Here is a 19,866-nt window from a genome sequence, read left to right as displayed (position 1 = left end):
TGATTTTTTTATTTTAACTTTAAGCTTTTACTAGACTTTATAATGACTACTCCTATTAGGATACCAATTGCATTGGCTGCTACATCATAAAAATCTAATGTTCTTAAAGTTGTAATTGTATTTTGTAATACCTCAATTATAATGCCATAAATTACTCCCACAGCAATTGTTACACCTATTTTATAGTTAAGGCTTAATGTGCGTAGGTAATTAAAACAAAGTAAGGTAAACACAACATAGGCTGCGATGTGATAAAACTTATCATCCATTGATGAGCCTAAGCTTGGTAATCCATTAACATTTATAAGGCTAAGTATTGTTAAAGCTATAACGTAACCGCCAAATAAAATTAATGCGAATTTTTTAAGCACCTATTAGTGTTTTATAATCTTCGGCAGACATTAAATTATCGAATTGAGAAACGTCTGAACACTTTACTTTTATCATCCAACCGTCTCCATAAGGATCCGTATTTACTGTTTCTGGTTGGTCTTCTAAAGCTTCATTAAATTCAATGATTTCTCCTGATACAGGTAAGAACAAATCAGAAACTGTTTTTACAGCTTCAACTGTTCCAAAAATTTCTTCGGCTTCTAGAGTTTCGTCTAAAGTTTCAACTTCAACATAAACAATATCTCCTAATTCGCCTTGAGCAAAGTCTGTAATTCCTACAGTTACTACATCCCCTTCAATTTTAACCCACTCGTGGTCTTTAGTGTACTTTAAATCTGATGGTATATTCATCTTGTATAAAAATATTAATTACAGCAAATGTAATTTTTTAAATAAAGAATTTCAGGTGTTTTCTCTTATTTTTTATTAACAGCCTTTATATGTCTAGTTACCAAAATTATACCTTAGAGTAATACCAGATCGTATTGTGGTTTGTGGAAATGCTGTAGAAATAGCATACTCAGAAAACGTATAATCAAAATAGAATATTCCTGTTAGGTTTTTACTAAACGCATAATCTGCATTGTACTTAAACCCTAATATGGTTTGACCTGAAGTAATTTGATTATTATCTAAGTCTAAATATCTAATTATGGTTTTATTATCTCTTATTGAGATATCTGCCGACATATTTAAATCACTTTTAATAATTTGTTTTGGTCCTGCAAGTTTAGAGCGTATTCTAACATCTTTTATTCTATATCCTAAACCAATAATGTATTCTTTACCTTGAATTTCAGTAAGTAGATTGTTATCAAAACTTAATGACAGTACTCTGTCTTTTTTAATTTCGGCTAGAATTTTTATTGAGTTTTTCATTTCAAAATCCACTCTTACTAATGGACTGAATTGCTCTTCTAGGTTTATATTACTAAATACTGTTCTATTCTTGAAGTTTCCTGATTGGTCTAACACATTTGGATCTTGGTTTGTATAATCCATAGTTGGGTCAGCAGCTTGATAGTCTAGGTTAGTTCTAAACTGATTGATTGTATAACTAGACCTATAACCATGCGTTACAGAAAAACGTTTAAAGCGCTTTTTAAACCAGTTAAACTTCATGAAACCTGTATACTTTAACTGCCAGTTTGGAATTGGAACATCTCTAAACGCTCCTAGTTTAATATTATCAGGATTAGTACCTTGATATGCCGATAAGAATGCTGGTAATAATACAGCTTGACTATTTTTACCAAATCCTAATGGATAACCTTCATCATCTACATCATAAGTTGAGTTACCATAAAAGTTTCTCGCCAATCTATTAGCTATTACAAGTCTGTTTTCTCTAAAATTATCAAAAGCTTCTGATTGATTTTCGTCACTCTTACTAAACGCTGTTTTAATTAATGCTGTAGAAATATTAAAGTTACCATATGAATTTTGAATTAATGAATTATAGTCTAACTCTCCATCATTATCTAAATCTTCAACTCTAAAATTCTCAGTCATACTTTCAGAGTAAGTCCTACTTCCAGTAAAGTCAATTTTTAAATCATTAATAGGTTCCATATTGGCTGCTAAATCCAATATTTTATTGGTAGTAGCCATATACTGTTGGTTAAACTCTGGGAATACAGTAAGCCACCCGTTTCTTGCAACTACATCTCTAATGTCTCTTTGACTACCAAAGGTATATCCAAACGTAGGCTTAAGTGTTCCTACAAATCCTGGTGTTCTTAAATAACCTGGTAAGAATGTTCCGTTATTTTCAGTATAATTAATTTGAATACGTTTTATACTTGTTAAAAGGTCTATTCCTGCATTAAGTATTTTGGTTCCTGCTCCAGCTTTAGAAGTAGAACTATTATTTCTTTGATTTTGGGCTGGTTTACCATCTTTCCCTATTGCTGCAGGTGTCGCTCTAGTTCTTGCTCTTGTACGAGTTGGTTTTTTAACCAAACCTACATATCTATATAAATTCTCCATATTTAATGTAGAATTTATAGAGTGGGTATTTGCATTTTGTACTGAGTTCCCTAAATTATAGGTTCTAGTTACATCGTTATCATCAGTATACTCAAAATCGGTATTAAGATCAGACCCCTTTTGCCACTGGAAATTTGCTGTATAAGAATACGTTGCCTTTAAGAAACTAAATGTTGGTATTTTATACAATGGAATGTCATAGTTAATCTGTAAATCCTGTGCTTGAATATTTGGATCTCCAAGATCAAAGAAACCATCCCAAACATCTAGAGTTGGGTCTTGACTGCCGTTAATTTGGTCATCAATAAAATAGTTTCTTACAATATTTTTGTTTGCTGCACTAAAGTTTAAATTTAAACCATTAGTGATATTATAGTTAATAGCGTATTGGAAGTTGAACGTGTAATTTCTTCTAAATAACTCTTCAATTCCTATGTTATCTCCTCCCAATTCAACATCTCTAAACTTTTGCTTGTTGAATTGTCTAATAATATCAGTATTAACAGAGAATGTTGTTGGTAACACATTAAAATTGAAATCCTTAAGTATCTTCCAGTATTTCCCTCTAAATAATGAATCGTTCTTTTTAAAAGGTTCAATAGGTTTTGGTGTAAAACTGTAGTTGTAGTTAACACCTGCTCTAATGTTTTGGTCTAAAGATCTTTCAATCTCAAAATCTCGATGCTCTACTTTGTTATATGAATAGTTGAACGTTAAATTTTCAACATCATAAAAATGTGGTTTAGCTTCAGTTGAACGTTGCTTTTTAACACCAATAAAGTTAATACTCTTACGCTTAGTGTAATTTTCTGATTGTACTCTAATTTGCTCACGTTCTTCTTCAGTTTCTGCAGCATCTATTCTTGACTCTAGTGTAAGGTCGTTATAATACTGGTCGTATTTTGGTGTAATAAGCTCTTCACTCTGAGCATAATTAAATGGTATTTGAATTCCCCATTTTTTAGGTAATAATTGACCAAGCTGAACATTAGTAACCACATCATACTGTTGCACATCTTCTCTACTACGCTCATTAGGACGTTGCTCAACCGAACCAAATCCTGAAGTACTCTGTCTTCCTGTTGCACTAATGTTTGCAAAATCTGCAAAATTGGTATCAACACTAGCAATAGCTGCCCAACCACCTTCGTTTTCTAAATCAGATAAACGCAATTCATTTACCCAAACCTCTCCACAAACATCTTCGTTAGGATTGATGTTTTTAACACCAACCATCAACACTCTAATGTCACCAAAGTTAGGATTACCTTTAATTGCCACACGCTGTTGACCTAAAGTATGTGGTGAAAATTCAGTAACAGGATCTACACTTAACTCTCCATTTATAACATCGTAGAATGTAGGGTCAAGGTTACTTAATGTTTGTGCTGAAATTCCTCTTGATTTTATTTCTTGAAGTACTGATAACTGAATATTAATTTCATTTTCTTCAGGCCAAACATCAGTAGCAGACACACTTCCTGTTGATACTTTTAAAGGCACTTCAATTTGGTAGAAGTTTTGAGTTAAGTCATTACCCATTCTAATAAACCCAACTAATTCTTCATCATCTAAAGTTCCACTTTCTCCATCTTGGGCATGCATAAACATACGCAGTTTTTTATACTGGCGCATGTCAACATTTATGTTCTTGAAAACTCCTTTAGAATCGGTTGGTTCTAAATTACAAATATTTAAAACTAATGATTGCTCATTTTGTCTAATGATATTGTTATTATTATTTAACTGCTCTAACTCAACTCCTGGAGGCAACACATAGTTTCCTTCGTTTTCTTGCAAACCAACTATACCAACACTAAACTCAGGGTTAGCACTGTTATTATTTGAGTCGTTATCTAAATCTAATGTGTAACGTCTCCAATCACTACGTACAAGATCTAGAGTTGCAAAACGCAATGTTGTAGTTTCGTTAAACCCATTAAGATACATTCTTGCAAAACGTACAGATCTAATATCTGTAATTCCTCCTACCGCTGAAGTTGGCTCAGAAATTGGAATTCTAAACTGATACCATTTTACTTCTCTTGTATCTCCATTTGGCAATACAACATCTCTTGTTTTTATATCATTGATTTGCTCATTAGTTGCAACTAAACTCGCAGGAGTAATATCAATTTCATACTCATAATAACTATCAATAGTATTCATTGTATTGTCTCTATTGATATCTTCAACATCTGGTTGTGTTGTAGAACCTCTGTTTGTTTCAGTAAAGGTTTCAGGAGAGTTTCCTTGTGTACCATTGTACTTCTTGTAACGCTCAAAAATATCTCCTGATGTATTTAAGAAATAGGTATAGTTATCATTTGAAGGATCTTCTAATCCAGCGAATGCAGGAAATTGTTGCGCTTCTTCAGCATCATCAAATCCATCATAACCTACATCTTGGTTTGTTCTTTCTTGCCCTAGAGTTGAAAACGTATAGATTAATGATTGGTTTTGTGGCACAGCCCAATCGGTTCCTGAGTTTAATAATGCTGATACATCACCATTTTCAGGAAGTCCGTTTTCATACTGCTTTTTACCATCTTTTAAAATATCTTCAGAGATATTTCCTAAGTTGAAATAGAGCTTTCCTCCTGTACTGTTTTCGTTATCTAAAAATGGATCTTGAACCCAGAACTCAATATACTCTACATTGGCTTGTTCAAAATCGGTTGAAGTTATTTGTCTGGTAATTCCTGCCCAAGCTTGTGTTGGGTTATCAATTGTTCCATCAGATGTTGAAGGATCAAAATTGTATGGTCCTCTTTCGGTTGGATAATATCTTAAATCCAATGTATTGATAATGGTACTTTGACCTTGTACAATATCAACCTGAGGAAATACTTCGTCAATAAAAACACGTCTTGAGTATAAGTTTGACACATCATCATCTGAAATACCACTTGGTCTTTGGCTACTATAAAAAATTGGGTCAATAGTATACCAGTTTAAAAAGGCTCTATCAAAACCATTTTCTAAACCTGGTGCGTTTATAGGATCGTTTTCAGCCGCTCCATTTACAGTTCTTGGTCTACTCGATAAAAACCATGATTGAGGTGATAGTAAATCTATTGCTCCTTGAGTACCTTCAAAATCATCAACATAAGCTGTAGCTTCATTGTTAAAGTCGGTTCCTTTTGGAGCTCCTGGAGCTAAATAAGCAAATTCTCCTCTAACTGATAAATTAGAAGGCACATCAGTATCAATATTTGGAAGTTTATTTACTAATCTTGTAAAGAATGGAACTTCGGTTGAATAATTTCCATTAAATCCGAAAATGGTATTGTTTATAGGTTCAGTATTGTAGTTTGCTTTTTGTGTTATTGGTCGTTCACTTAAATTTAAAAAGGTTGCGCCCAACACAAAATTCTCATTAAACTGGTGTTCTACATTTACACCTGCAAAACGTCTTGTTTGCTGACCAAACACTGCATTGTTTTCAACAGACACATTAATAGGAGTGTTAGATGCTTTAAGTGCTTCATCTAAAATTTGAACACGTCCTAATTGATAATTCACTGTATAATCAATACCTTCAACTAGTGTACGTCCTCCAGCAGTTACTACTACAGAACCTCTTGGCACATTAAATGCTCCTAGAGGAATACCATCACCTCCTGATGATTTATAACTTCCCTTAATCTGGAATTTATTCTTTTCAATTTCATCTAAAGCAGCAGTTTTAGTCTTCTTATAAAGAATATCATACACATACTTTTCTTGGTTGGCGTTGGTATAGATATCAGCATCGTAGTCACCAGGGTTACTTGGGTCGTCTAACACATCAAATAGGTATTTACCAAATGGCTCTACCTTAGTGAATATTATTTTTCCGTTTTGCATTAAAACAGTTTGACCTTCAACAAAATCAAAGAACCCATCACCATGCAATTGTGGGTCATTATTGTAATTAAGTCGATCTAAATGAAATAGTCTAATTAAAGGTGTTTCGTTAATAACTGAATCGTCTGTTGGATCGGTTGTATTGTTATCATACAATGGAAAAGCTGTTCCTTCAACTGGTAAAATGTAGTTAACAGGAGACGCTTCAGTATAAAAAATGTTTAGTTTGAAATCCTCTTGACTTAATTGAAAAGCGCCAGTGTCATACACGTTCTTCATCATTAAGTCCCATATAGGTTCCTCAACACTAGTAATTGCACTTTTAAGCATTTTTAGCACCAAGCTATTGTTACTAACTACTTGGTTTCCTGAACCTGTATCAGTTGTTACTCCTGTAGCTTCAACACCATCGTTAGCAAATTCACCAACTTGATACACTTGGCCTCCTACAGTATATTGGAAAGCAACTGCTAACACTTCATCATTTAACAACCTTTGGTTTAATGAGATGTAACCCAGTTGTGTGTTTAGCGTATAGTCATATCCTTCTTCTAACTTACGTGCGTTTTCTAATTTTCCAAAGTCGAAACCTTCGTTTGCTGGAATATTAATACCTTGCTCTACAGTGGTAATATCTCTTACTAAATCATTAAGGTTAGAACCAGCTCCACCTATATTTGTAGGGTCAAAACCATTATTACTGTTATCAGGCAGTGCGCCTGGATTTAGTATGTTTACACCAGAACCGACAATTTCAGACTCTCCTAAATCCTGAAAGGCAGCAATGTTTCTTACGTTATCAGTTTGATTGCTTCGGTTAGTTACCCAAACCTCTATTCTAGTAATTTGAATATTATTATTTATGTATGGGTAACGCATCATAGACGCATCATACGTTTCCCTAAAATATTGCGAAAGGAAAAAGTGTCGGTTTTCGTCATAGTCTCTAGCAAAAAACGAGAACTCCTCGAGTGTTCCTCCTCCTTGGGCTACTACTGACTGCGACTGTGATTTCTGTTCAGAAAACACTGCTGTAACTCTTGTTTTACCAAATTGAAGTTCGGTTTTTACACCAAATAAACTTTGCGCTCCAGTAATTAATGAACTATTAAGCGGCATACTAACGTTACCAACTTCAATTTTTCTTACAATATCATCTTCGGTTGGTGTATATTCTAACTTGATTAAGTTTTGAAAATCAAATGTTGACTCGGTATCATAATTTGCAGTTACCTGTAATCTTGTACCTACTTTACCTAATAAACTTAAACTTATACGTTGGTCAAAATCAAAGGTGAAATTACTTCTGTTTCTTGGTGAAAACGAAGGGTTATCTTGCTTTGTAAACAATACTCCTAAGTCCATTTCAACCGAACCTTGAGGAACTACCTCAATGGTATTACCTCCAAAAATAGTTTCAAAAAAACCTGAGTCTACATAAAACTCTGGTAATAAATTTTTTTGTTCTTCTTCAGTCCCTTCCTTTTTACCTTCAGCAGCATCAATTTTTTGTTTGTAGTAGTTTCTTAACTGCTCTTGTATTACTAATCTTTGATATTCAGCAGGTGTTAGAATAATTGGATAATTGATATTGAAATCGCCTACTTTTTCAGTGTAAATGTATCTGTCAGTTAAAGGATCGTAAGTATACTTTGAAACAATGCTGTTAGGATTTGGCATTTTTATATTTCCTAAGGCATACCCTGTTTTTGTAGTATCAGATTCTTCAGCATCTTCTTGTGAAAACGCAAAAGTGCTGCACAGCATAGCTAAACTAAAAAGCAGGTATTGTAATAATGTCGGTTTAAAAGTATAGTTAGTTGTCCTCAAATTGATTATAAATTTTTTAAAGCCTCTTTTATAATTGCTTCAATGCTTGCATCTGGCTGATTGGATATAATTTTATCTACAACTCTTTCAGACTGTTTTTTAGCAAATCCTAGAACTTCTAAAGCAGATAACGCTTCATCTTTGTTTGTATTGCTTTTTGGGGCCGAAAGTTCGTCAATATCATACACTTTCAAAATTTTATCTTTTAAATCCAAAATAACTCGTTGAGCTGTTTTGGCTCCAATACCCTTTATAGATTGGATTAGAGCCACATCTTCCATAGCTATTCCTTCTCTAACTTGTTTTGGTGTTAACGAAGACAACATAGTACGTGCAGTACTAGCTCCTATACCACTTACCGATATAAGTAATCTGAAAATTTCACGTTCAGCTAATGATGAAAATCCAAAAAGCGTGTGCGAATCTTCTTTAACCTGAAGATGCGTGTACAACTTAAGATGCTCTTTATCTGGAATTTGAGAAAACGTGTGTAGCGAAATATTAAGCAAATAGCCCACTCCATTACAGTCTATCGTAACATCAGTTGGGTTTTTCTCTACAAGTTTCCCTTGAATATGTGTAATCATTAACTAATCCTTAATTAACCTCTCAAATGTAATAAAATTATTTGCATTACAAATCTACTTGGTCGATTGGTTTTCTAACTCCCACTTTTCTTTTTGCTGAGCATCAATTACCGCAATAGCTGTCATGTTTACAATTTCATCTACACTTGCATCCAATTGTAAGATATGAACAGGCTTACGCATTCCCATCATTATTGGTCCTATTGAGTCCGCTTTATTAAGTTCTTTAAGCAGCTTATAGGTAATGTTTGCAGAATCTAAATTTGGAAAAATGAGTGTATTTACTTTTCTACCTGCTAATTTTGAAAACGGAAAGATGTCTTGTAGCATCTCACTGTTTAAAGCAAAATCGGTTTGCAACTCTCCATCTACAATCATATCAGGATAGTAACGATGCAAATAAGACACTGCTTCTCTTACTTTTGATGCGCGCTCATTTGTTGACGAACCAAAATTGGCATACGATACCATTGCCATTACAGGTTCCATCCCAAACATCTTTACCACTTTAGAAGTCATTTGAGCAATTTTTGCTAAGTCTTTAGATGAAGGGTCAATATTTATTGAAGTATCACTTAAAAACATTGGTCCACGTTGCGTCATCATTAAGTTGGTAGTCGCAACTCTCGATGCTCCCTTAGCTAAACCTATAAGCTCTAACATAGGTTTTACTACTGACGGATAGCTTCTAGAGTAACCAGAAATTAAAGCATCAGCATCTCCTGTATTAACCATCATTGCTGCAAAATAGTTTCGCTCGCGCATGATTTTTTGAGAAGAATATAATGTAACACCACGTCGTTTACGTTGTTGCCAATAGACTTCGGCATATTTATTTTTACGCTCTAACTCTTCATCTGACTTAGGGTCGATAATTGGAACATCAGCATCAAACTCAATTTCTTCTTTAAGTTTTTCAATTTCATCTCGTCTTCCTAATAAAATAGGGTGTGCTATTCCTTCATCATAAACTATTTGAGCAGCTTTTAATACATCTAGCTGGTCAGCTTCAGCAAACACAACTCGTTTTGGGTTTAGTTTTGCTCTATTGACAAGTAAACGTACAATCTTATTATCTGCTCCTAAACGCTCTAATAGTGACTCTTTGTATTTATCCCAATCATCGATAGACTCTTGAGCAACTCCACTTTCCATAGCTGCTTTTGCCACAGCAGGAGGAACCTCTCCAATCAATCTTGGATCAAAAGGTTTTGGAATGATATATTCTTTACCAAAAGTTAAGTGCGTTTCTCCATAGGCTATATTAACTTGCTCAGGCACTGACTCCTTTGCTAAACGTGCTAATGCAAGCACAGCAGCCATTTTCATTTCTTCATTAATCTTGGTAGCTCTTACATCTAGAGCTCCTCTAAAAATAAAAGGAAAGCCAAGTACATTATTTACCTGATTAGGATGATCGCTACGTCCAGTAGCCATAATTATATCATCTCTAGTAGCTATTGCTAAATCGTAAGCAATTTCAGGATCTGGATTTGCCATAGCAAAAACTATTGGGTCTTTTGCCATAGACTTAAGCATTTCAGGAGTTACGATGTTAGACGTAGACAGTCCTATAAACACGTCAGCATCTTTCATTGCTTCTTCTAAGGTGTCAATTTTCCTGTGTGTAGCAAACTCAGCTTTTTCTTTTGTAAGGTTTTCTCTGTCTTTTCTGATAACACCTTTACTATCTAACATAACCATGTTTTCAAGATTTGCACCACACGATTGGTACAAACGCGAACATGATATTGCAGCAGCTCCTGCTCCACTAATAACTATTTTAACATCTTCAATATTTTTTTCTGCTAACTCCAATGCATTTATTAATGCTGCAGCAGAAATAATAGCTGTTCCATGCTGGTCGTCGTGCATTACAGGAATATCTAACTCCTCTTTTAAACGACGTTCAATTTCAAAGGCTTCGGGAGCTTTGATATCTTCAAGGTTAATACCTCCAAAGGTTGGCGCAATATTTTTAACCGTTTCAATAAACTCTTCAATATTTTCGGTGTCTACCTCAATATCAAATACATCAATATCGGCAAATATTTTAAACAGTAAACCTTTACCTTCCATAACAGGTTTAGAAGCCTCAGGACCAATATTACCAAGTCCTAAAACCGCTGTTCCATTAGAAATTACGGCAACAAGGTTACCTTTAGTAGTATATTTATAGACGTTGTTTTTATCTTTTGCAATTTCAAGACAAGGCTCTGCAACACCTGGTGAATATGCTAATGACAAATCTCTTTGGCTTGCATATTTTTTGGTAGGTACAACCTTAATTTTTCCTGGAGTTGGTTTGGCGTGATACACCAAAGCCTCTCGACGTTTGCTTTGTTTACTCATATAAAAATTGGATTAATATGAATTTACAAATGTAGTAATCCTTTCTATGAAACTCTAATCTTTCAAAAACTTAATATTTCGTGTAAGTCCTGAAAATTTGGTGCGTTTTACTGCAGATTTTTTAAACACCTTTTTAAAAGTGTCTTCTGTAATTTCATCCCAATCCTTCTTGGTCATTTCTAATAGTTCTGGATGTGGATTAAACAATGGTTCATTGTGTGGTTTTGAAAATCGATTCCATGGACAAACATCTTGACACACATCGCAACCAAACATCCAATCGTCGGTTTTATTCTTAAAGTCTGATGGTATATTATCTTTTAACTCAATGGTTAAATACGAAATACATTTACTGCCATCTACCACATATGGTTTTACAATGGCTTCTGTTGGGCAAGCATCTATACAGGCAGTACAGCTCCCACAATGGTCTGTAGTTGGTGAATCGTAATCTAATTCTAAATCGATAATTAATTCAGCAATAAAATAAAACGAGCCTACTTTTTGGGTTAGTAAATTACTGTGTTTACCTATCCAACCTAATCCACTTTTTGCTGCCCAAGCCTTATCTAAAACTGGTGCTGAATCTACAAAGGCACGTCCTGACACTTCACCTATTTCGTCTTGAATGAATTGTAATAGTTGTTTTAATTTATCTTTTATTACAAAATGGTAATCAGTTCCATAAGCATATTTTGACAGTTTATAGCTTTCGGTGTTTTGAGTTTGGGAAGGGAAATAATTAAGCAGTAACGATACTACACTTTTAGAACCATCCACTAGTTTTGTTGGGTCTAAACGTTTGTCAAAATGATTTTCCATATAACGCATTTCACCATGCATATTCGCGTTTAACCATTTCTCAAGACGAGGTGCTTCTGCTTCTAAAAACTCTGCTCTACTTATACCACACGATAAAAAACCTAGCCTTTTAGATTCCTCTTTTATAAGCTTTGTGTATTTTGAAGTTTGGCTGTTCATTAAGCTCTCGGTTGAAGCCTAACAATGGCATTTTTAGGCTTAAGCGTTATTAATGGATTTATTTCAATGGTATCTTTAGTTGAAAGAATTTCAAACCTAAGTAATACTTCTGAAATGGCTATAATCATTTCATACATAGCAAAATTGTTTCCTATACATTTTCTTGGTCCAGCTCCAAAAGGAAAATACTGTGAGGAGTAGCTTTTAGCTTTTTCAGGAGAAAAACGATTAGGATTAAACTCCTCTGGGTTTTCCCACAGGTCTTTATGTTTATGAATTTCTATAATAGATAATAAAATACTACTTTCTTTTTTAAACTGATAGGTTTTAAAACTATCATCTTCAATATTAACACGATCTATAAAGTATGCTGGTGGATACAGTCTTAAAGTTTCTTCAACCACTTGTTTAGCATAAGCTGACATAGCAATTGCAGACATTAAATCTGCATCATGTTGCTCTAATACTTGTTGATACTGCTCTACTACTTTTGTTTGCCAGTTAGGATGTTGTGCTAATAATTGTACTGCAAAGCTTAGGGCATTTGCTGTTGTTTCATGTCCTGCAACAAACAAAACCAAAATCTCATCTATAAGTTGTTCGTCACTCATTTGAGAGCCATCGTCATAACGTGTCTGCAAGAGCATATCTAACAAATCGTTATACTCTACGGAAGAATTCCTACGCTTATCAATAATAGTCTGTAAAACATCTCTTGAAGCTTTCGATCGTGATAAGTGTTTTTCTATAATTCCGAAGTGTTTAAAATACCAAGACAAGTAAGGTTGTCTTAATTCTTTCACTAACATTTCTTGATTTTCTTCGGTTACATCTTGGAGTAGTTTAATTTCACTGTCAGATGCTGCATTACTAAACAATGCCTTTACAACTACTTTAAACGCTAAATTGCTAAACATTGGTAAAACATCAATATCCTTATTAGGTTCAATTGCTGTTAATTCATCTACAATAGTTTGTTTTATGACTGTTAGTAAATGTTCAATGTGCTTTTTATGAAATGCTGGTTGAATAAGTTTTCGTTGCGTTCGCCAATGATCACCTTCGGCTGTGAGTAATCCTTGACCTAAATACTTTGCAAGATCTTTAGTTTGAATAGGTGATTTTTTATAGTTCTTCCAGTTTTTCTGCAATACATATTCAGCTAGTTCAGCATCACGAGAAAATATAGCATAATTTTTGGGTCCTACATTTAGTTTAAATGTGTCTCCATAACGTTCAAAGTTTTTATGATGAAATGGTAGCGGATTATTAAGTATAGATATTGCTTGCCTTAAAAAAGTAAAGGTTGAAACCTCTGGTATGTTTTTTACAACACTCATCTAAAATAAACCACCTTGTATATTGCCTTTTACTCTTCCAAGGTGTTTATAGGCTTGTTCAGTCACTTCTCGTCCTCTAGGCGTACGCATTATAAATCCTTGTTGAATAAGGAAGGGTTCGTAAACTTCTTCAATAGTTTCGGCACTTTCACTTACTGCAGTAGCCAAAGTAGTGATACCAACTGGTCCACCTTTAAACTTATCAATGATAGTGGATAGAATTTTGTTATCCATTTCATCGAGTCCATGCGCATCCACATTTAAAGCTTCTAAAGCAAATCGTGCAATTTTAATATCAATTGTTCCATTACCCTTTATTTGAGCAAAGTCTCTAACTCTTCGTAATAAAGCATTGGCAATTCTAGGAGTTCCTCTACTTCTACCTGCAATTTCTACAGCAGCTTCCATAGAAATTGGCACGTTTAATATTGATGCACTACGCTGTACAATGGTTGTTAATAATTCGGTATTGTAATATTGTAACCTACTACTAATACCAAAACGCGCACGCATAGGTGAAGTTAATAACCCAGAACGAGTGGTTGCACCAACTAATGTAAACGGATTAAGATTGATTTGTACTGTTCTTGCATTGGGTCCAGACTCAATCATAATATCAATTTTGTAGTCTTCCATTGCAGAGTAAAGGTACTCTTCAACAATGGGACTCAATCTATGAATTTCATCAATGAACAGTACATCACGCTCTTCTAAATTGGTTAACAAACCAGCCAAATCACCTGGTTTATCCAACACAGGTCCTGAAGTTACTTTGATACCAACATTAAGCTCGTTAGATAAAATATGTGCTAAAGTTGTTTTCCCTAATCCAGGAGGTCCATGAAATAGTGTATGATCTAATGCTTCGTTACGCAAATTAGCTGCTTTAACAAAGACCTGAAGGTTTTCCAATACTTGATCTTGACCAGTAAAATCTTCAAAAGATAAGGGTCTTAATTTCTTTTCAACATCCAGCTCTTCTGGTGTGAAGTTTTCGTTTGTTGGATCTAGGTTTTCGTTCATACTAAACAAATATAAAGAAAAAGCCTCTCTATTTCAGAAAGGCTTTTTAATATCTTTTAAGATTCTTGCTCTATCAAGAATTCATTAATGTTGAAGTTCTTCTTCGCCATCTTTCATTGGCACGTTTTGAGGCACATAATCTTCATCATGTCCTGGTTTACTATAGTCATAAGCCCAACGGTGAACATGAGGAATTTCTCCTGGCCAGTTACCATGTATATGTTCAACTGGAGTAGTCCATTCTAAAGTGTTAGATTTCCATGGGTTTTTCTCAGCTTTCTTACCAAAGAAAATACTAGAGAAGAAATTGTATAAGAATACCAACTGGAATACACCACCTACTAAGGCGAATACAGTAATAATAACGTTTACATCTGCTAAGTCATCAAACAATGGGAATGCAGAGTTAGTATAATAACGTCTTGGTAGACCTGCCATACCTATAAAGTGCATTGGGAAAAATACTCCATAAGCACATACTGCAGTTGTCCAGAAGTGAACATAACCTAAACGTTTGTTTAACATACGTCCAAACATTTTAGGGAACCAGTGGTAAATACCAGCGAACATTCCGTAAAGTGCAGAAATACCCATTACTAAGTGGAAGTGAGCTACAACGAAATACGTATCGTGTACGTTAATATCAAGCGCACTATCTCCTAAGATGATTCCTGTTAAACCTCCTGTAATGAATGTAGAAACTAATCCTATTGAAAACAGCATTGCTGGATTCATTTGCAGATTACCTTTCCACAGCGTAGTGATGTAGTTAAATGCTTTAACAGCTGAAGGAATCGCGATTAATAAAGTAGTAAATGTAAATACAGACCCTAAGAATGGATTCATACCAGAAATAAACATATGGTGACCCCAAACAATTGTAGATAAGAATGCAATTGCTAAAATAGAGGCTACCATGGCACGATAACCAAAGATAGGTTTACGTGAGTTAGTTGCTATAATTTCTGAAGTAATACCTAATGCTGGTAATAATACAATATACACTTCAGGGTGACCTAAGAACCAGAATAAGTGCTCAAACAATACTGGAGATCCACCTTGATAATGCAGTACTTCACCTTGAATAAATATATCTGATAAGAAGAATGATGTACCAAAACTTCTATCCATTATTAATAATAAAGCAGCTGATAATAATACTGGGAATGAAATTACACCAATAATAGCTGTAATAAAGAATGCCCAAATAGTTAAAGGCAATCTTGTCATAGACATTCCTTTAGTACGAAGATTAAGTACTGTAACAATATAGTTTAATGATCCTAATAATGATGACGCAATAAATATTGCCATAGATACTAACCATAAAGTCATACCTGCACCTGAACCGCCTTGAGCCATTGGTAATGCAGATAATGGCGGATAAATTGTCCATCCTGCTGCAGCTGGTCCAGCTTCAACAAATAATGACAACACCATGATAACACTAGATAAAAAGAATAACCAGTAAGATACCATGTTTAAGAATCCTGATGCCATATCTCTAGCACCAATTTGTAACGGAATTAAAAGGTTACTAAATGTACCACTCAAACCTGCAGTTAGTACAAAGAATACCATTATAGTACCATGAATGGTCACTAATGCCAAATAGATATCAGCATCCATTACACCTTCAGGTGCCCATTTACCTAATAATGCTTCAAAAAGTACATTTGGCTCTTCAGGCCATGCAATTTGCATACGAAACATCATAGACATTAAAATACCTATAACACCCATTATAGTACCTGTAATTAGGTATTGTTTGGCAATCATTTTATGATCCTGACTAAATATATACTTAGTCACGAATGTTTCTTTATGATGATGTCCGTGATCGTCGTCGTGTGCGTGAATATCTGCGTGTGCTGACATAATCTTATATCGTTTTAATACTTTTTAATTGGTTTATTATAAAGATTCTTTGAATGTTTTTTGCTCTTTCATCCAAGCATCATACTCTTCTTGAGTTTCTACTATTATTTTCATTTGCATGTTGTAATGCGACTTACCACAAATTTTGTTACATAATAATAAATAGTCAAACTCATATCTTAAATCTTGTCCTCTAGCTTCAACAGCTTCGCTGTTTTCAACTCTTATCTCATTAATGTGAGCAACCTTATCAATGATATCAGGGTTTTGTCTCATTTCTTCGGTTGTTATGGTTGGAGTAAATCCAAACTGAGTAATCATACCCGGAACACAGTTCATTTGTGCTCTAAAGTGAGGCATGTATGCAGAGTGTAATACATCTTGAGAACGCATTTTAAATAATACTGGTCTACCTACTGGAAGGTGTAATTCTTTAACAATTACATCATCGTGTCCGTTAGGGTCAGATTCGTCAATACCTAAAACATTAGCTTTATCAATATCAATTAATCTAACGTTAGCCATACCTAAAACATTATCGTCTCCAGCATATCTAGCAGTCCAATTAAATTGTTGAGCATATAACTCAATAACTAAAGGATCTTCGTCTTCATCAATATTCATAATGCTAGTCCAAGTAAATAATCCGTAGATAATTAAACCAGCTAAAACAATTACAGGAATAATAGTCCAAATTGCCTCTAATGTGTTATTATCAGCATAGAATAATGCTTTTCTACCTTTTTCTCCTTTGTATTTGTAAGCAAAGTAGTGTAGTAAAAACTGAGTTATTGTTTGAACTATAAATATGATTACCATTGAGATAATCATTAAGTTATCTATTTGAGGGCCATGAGCTGAAGCTGAATTGGACATTAGAGGTAAATCTCCCCATTTTACAAAACAAACAATTGTTATTACATAAATGAAGATTAAGAAACCTATCATTAAATAGCCATTAATTGTATTGTCTTTATCATTTGCTACTTGGCTATTGGTGTTACCTACTTGAGCTAAGTCAAATATTTTAACCATTTGCCAAATTGCAACAGCTATGAAAAGTACTATTATAGTTGTTAAAAAAGCAGTCATTGTCGTTTCTCTTCTTTATTTATTTTAATTAATAATGGAAATGTTCACTCTCTTTAATAAATGGGTTTCCTTTTGCAAGTAAAGGTGCTTTAGTCAATGCAGTGAATACTACGAAAATAAACAGTCCTGCAAATAACATTATTGAACTAATTTCAGATACACCAATAAACCATCTATCTCCTACTGTTGCAGGCATAATCATATTGAATATGTCTAAATAGTGCCCACAAAGAATTACTATACCAGCCATAACTACAAACCAAGGAATACGTTTGTAATCACTATTCATTAATACTAATAATGGGAACACAAAGTTCATTACTACCATACCTAAGAAAGGTAATTGGTAATCTTGGAAACGCGTTACAAAATAAGTTACCTCTTCTGGAATGTTAGAATACCAGATTAACATAAATTGAGAGAACCATAAGTATGTCCAGAAAATACTGATTGCAAACATGAACTTAGCTAAATCGTGTAAATGGCTATCGTTTACAAACTCTAAGTGACCTCTAGACTTTAAGTACATAGTTATCATTGCAATTACTGTAATTCCACTTACAAACATACTTGCAAAAACATACCATCCAAATAAGGTAGAGAACCAGTGAGGGTCAACACTCATAATCCAATCCCAAGACATCATAGATTCAGTATAAATATAGAATACTAAGAATGCAGCAGAAATACGGAATGTCTTTTTAAAGTTACTGTTATCATTAATATCAGCATTATCTTGAGCTATCGAGAACTTACGAGCAAAATGACGGTAAATACTCCAACCAGCTATAAATATTAATCCACGAATTATAAATCCTGTCATATTTAAGAATCCTGATTTACCTGCAACTAACTTGTCATAATCTTCGTGATCTGGGTTAGTCATATTTTCATTCATCCAAACAAAAATACTATTGTGTCCTAAATAGTGTGAAGCAACTGCAATTGCTAATACTATTAATCCACCAGGTAATACATAAGATGTTATCCCTTCCATAACTCTAAACAGTACTGGAGACCATCCTGCTTGAGCTGCATATTGAATTGCATAAAATGCAAGTACTCCTAAAGCTATCATGAAAAAGAAAAATGCTGCAACGTATAATGCTGCCCAAGGTCTATTGTGTATTTGGTGCATTACATGCTCAACATGTTTTTTGTGGTCGTCACCATGACTTACATCTGAATTAGCATGAGCGTTAGTTGCATGAGCATCTGTAGTGTTATGAGTATCATGAGCAGGTGAAGCATGCGCTGCATCTTCTCCATGACCTCCACCATGATGTGAAGCTGACTCAGCCACTAACATGGTTTCAACGTCTTCAAAAGATTTATGAGATGTCATAAAACCATAAACAACGCCTATTGCCCCAATAATCATTAATGCAATAGAAAGTGTCTTTAATTTATTTGAAAATGTGTACATATCTATATATAATCTTTATCTGTCTTATTTTTCTAAATCAGCTTTTAATTTCATTACATAAGCAACTACTTGCCAACGCTCTTCTTCGTTCAATTGGTTTGCATAAGAACCCATTGCGTTCTTACCATAGTATATTACATGGTAAACACTACCTTCGGTAATTGCTCTTCCAACATCATCATAACTAGGTATACCTAGTATCTTTTCACGCTTTACAAGGTTACCTTGTCCGTCACCTTTATTACCATGGCAAATACCACAATAAATATCATAAAGTTCTTTTCCTCTAGTGAAATCTACTTGAGTAGAATCTAATTTATTAGTCAGTGTAGCTTTTGCAAGCTCATATCCTTCAGTTGTGTTATCAATATCAAAAGGAGTATGTCCTCTTGGAATTGTTCCTTCTACAGGCAATTGACCTTCTTTTCCGTTTTTAAATGCATCAGACTCTGAATATGTTTCGTAACCTACAGACTCGTACATATTAGGCATGAATTGGTAATTAGGTCTTGAATCTTTTTTACAAGAGACAAACGCTACTAATACTAATGCTATAACTGCTACTTTAATTAAGCTCTTCATATTAATGTGCTTCTTCTTTATCTACTAAATTAATTTCTACTGCACCTGTTTCTTTAAGTAAACTCTCAAGTTCTTCTTCATTTCCATGAACAGCTATCTCCATTAAGAAATGGTCGTCAGTAGTTCTTGGATCTGGGTTTTCAGCTTTTTTGAATGGCCACATTCTACTACGTAAATAAAATGTGATTACCATTAAATGGGCAGCAAAGAATACTGTTAACTCAAACATAATTGGCACAAAAGCTGGCATATTTTCTATGTAGCTAAAACTTGGTTTTCCACCTATGTTTTGAGGCCAATCTTTAATCATGATAAAATTCATCATGGTAATAGCAACAGTTAACCCTACACAACCATACATAAATGCAGCAATTGCAATACGTGTTGGTGCTAATCCCATAGCTTTGTCTAATCCATGAACTGGAAAAGGTGTGTATACTTCTTCAATATGATGTTTTGCTGCTTTAACTTTTTTAACCGCAGACATTAATACATCATCATCTGTATAAATAGCGTGAATTACTTTTGAAGATTCCATATGCTA

The 19,866-nt window shown here is 34.1% G+C and carries 13 protein-coding genes; all 13 read right to left on the bottom strand.

The window, feature by feature from the left end; translation table 11 throughout:
- Positions 1-8: 8 nt before the first annotated feature.
- The 13 genes from A8975_RS11850 to A8975_RS11790 all read right to left on the bottom strand — a co-directional run bounded on the left by A8975_RS11850 (position 9) and on the right by A8975_RS11790 (position 19,860).
- The gene (locus A8975_RS11850; protein WP_131508821.1) at positions 9-371 is read right to left on the bottom strand and encodes a VanZ family protein; all 363 of its coding nucleotides are present in this window, start codon (positions 369-371) and stop codon (positions 9-11) included.
- The gene (gene gcvH, locus A8975_RS11845) at positions 364-744 is read right to left on the bottom strand and encodes a glycine cleavage system protein GcvH (protein ID WP_129760969.1); all 381 of its coding nucleotides are present in this window, start codon (positions 742-744) and stop codon (positions 364-366) included. Before gcvH ends, A8975_RS11850 begins: the two co-directional genes overlap by 8 nt.
- A 93-nt stretch (positions 745-837) precedes the next feature.
- The gene (gene sprA, locus A8975_RS11840; protein WP_410504199.1) at positions 838-8,061 is read right to left on the bottom strand and encodes a cell surface protein SprA; all 7,224 of its coding nucleotides are present in this window, start codon (positions 8,059-8,061) and stop codon (positions 838-840) included.
- A gap of 5 nt (positions 8,062-8,066) precedes the next feature.
- Entirely contained in the window at positions 8,067-8,648 is a 582-nt protein-coding gene (gene ruvA / locus A8975_RS11835; RefSeq protein ID WP_129760968.1) for a Holliday junction branch migration protein RuvA, read from the bottom strand.
- Between the two features lie 54 nt (positions 8,649-8,702).
- Positions 8,703-11,000: an NADP-dependent malic enzyme gene (locus A8975_RS11830; RefSeq protein ID WP_134200704.1), complete on the bottom strand. Its 2,298-nt coding sequence runs from the start codon at positions 10,998-11,000 to the stop codon at positions 8,703-8,705.
- Between the two features lie 54 nt (positions 11,001-11,054).
- Positions 11,055-11,981 (bottom strand): tRNA epoxyqueuosine(34) reductase QueG, encoded by a 927-nt coding sequence (gene queG / locus A8975_RS11825; RefSeq protein ID WP_134200702.1) that lies wholly within the window; start codon positions 11,979-11,981, stop codon positions 11,055-11,057.
- Complete coding sequence (locus tag A8975_RS11820; protein ID WP_134200700.1) at positions 11,981-13,321, bottom strand: cytochrome P450; 1,341 nt, start codon at positions 13,319-13,321, stop codon at positions 11,981-11,983. The genes queG and A8975_RS11820 overlap by 1 nt, the downstream gene beginning before the upstream one ends.
- Complete coding sequence (gene ruvB / locus A8975_RS11815; RefSeq protein ID WP_129760964.1) at positions 13,322-14,344, bottom strand: Holliday junction branch migration DNA helicase RuvB; 1,023 nt, start codon at positions 14,342-14,344, stop codon at positions 13,322-13,324.
- An 84-nt stretch (positions 14,345-14,428) separates the two neighbouring features.
- Positions 14,429-16,222, bottom strand: coding sequence for a cbb3-type cytochrome c oxidase subunit I (locus A8975_RS11810; protein ID WP_134200698.1), 1,794 nt, complete (start codon positions 16,220-16,222; stop codon positions 14,429-14,431).
- 36 nt (positions 16,223-16,258) lie between these two features.
- Complete coding sequence (locus tag A8975_RS11805) at positions 16,259-17,314, bottom strand: cytochrome c oxidase subunit II (protein ID WP_129760962.1); 1,056 nt, start codon at positions 17,312-17,314, stop codon at positions 16,259-16,261.
- 28 nt (positions 17,315-17,342) lie between these two features.
- Positions 17,343-18,740: a quinol:cytochrome C oxidoreductase gene (locus A8975_RS11800; RefSeq protein WP_131508810.1), complete on the bottom strand. Its 1,398-nt coding sequence runs from the start codon at positions 18,738-18,740 to the stop codon at positions 17,343-17,345.
- Between the two features lie 24 nt (positions 18,741-18,764).
- On the bottom strand, positions 18,765-19,322 hold the full coding sequence (locus A8975_RS11795) for a c-type cytochrome (protein ID WP_129760960.1): 558 nt from the start codon (positions 19,320-19,322) through the stop codon (positions 18,765-18,767).
- A 1-nt stretch (position 19,323) separates the two neighbouring features.
- On the bottom strand, positions 19,324-19,860 hold the full coding sequence (locus A8975_RS11790) for a DUF3341 domain-containing protein (RefSeq protein WP_129760959.1): 537 nt from the start codon (positions 19,858-19,860) through the stop codon (positions 19,324-19,326).
- Positions 19,861-19,866 lie beyond the last annotated feature (6 nt).

It is taken from the genome of Meridianimaribacter flavus (genome assembly GCF_004366715.1).
Lineage (GTDB): Bacteria > Bacteroidota > Bacteroidia > Flavobacteriales > Flavobacteriaceae > Gaetbulibacter_B > Gaetbulibacter_B jejuensis.
The sequence above is the reverse complement of the archived record's forward strand: the minus strand, read 5'-3'. Positions and strand labels throughout refer to the sequence as shown.

Excerpts from the sequence above, each read along its gene's own strand:
- A8975_RS11800 (WP_131508810.1), bottom strand. The coding sequence starts at position 18,740 with ATGTACACATTTTCAAATAAATTAAAGACACTTTCTATTGCATTAATG.
- A8975_RS11830 (WP_134200704.1), bottom strand. The coding sequence starts at position 11,000 with ATGAGTAAACAAAGCAAACGTCGAGAGGCTTTGGTGTATCACGCCAAA.
- A8975_RS11805 (WP_129760962.1), bottom strand. The coding sequence starts at position 17,314 with ATGACTGCTTTTTTAACAACTATAATAGTACTTTTCATAGCTGTTGCA.
- A8975_RS11790 (WP_129760959.1), bottom strand. The coding sequence starts at position 19,860 with ATGGAATCTTCAAAAGTAATTCACGCTATTTATACAGATGATGATGTA.
- ruvB (WP_129760964.1), bottom strand. The coding sequence starts at position 14,344 with ATGAACGAAAACCTAGATCCAACAAACGAAAACTTCACACCAGAAGAG.
- gcvH (WP_129760969.1), bottom strand. The coding sequence starts at position 744 with ATGAATATACCATCAGATTTAAAGTACACTAAAGACCACGAGTGGGTT.
- ruvA (WP_129760968.1), bottom strand. The coding sequence starts at position 8,648 with ATGATTACACATATTCAAGGGAAACTTGTAGAGAAAAACCCAACTGAT.
- A8975_RS11810 (WP_134200698.1), bottom strand. The coding sequence starts at position 16,222 with ATGTCAGCACACGCAGATATTCACGCACACGACGACGATCACGGACAT.
- A8975_RS11820 (WP_134200700.1), bottom strand. The coding sequence starts at position 13,321 with ATGAGTGTTGTAAAAAACATACCAGAGGTTTCAACCTTTACTTTTTTA.
- queG (WP_134200702.1), bottom strand. The coding sequence starts at position 11,981 with ATGAACAGCCAAACTTCAAAATACACAAAGCTTATAAAAGAGGAATCT.
- A8975_RS11795 (WP_129760960.1), bottom strand. The coding sequence starts at position 19,322 with ATGAAGAGCTTAATTAAAGTAGCAGTTATAGCATTAGTATTAGTAGCG.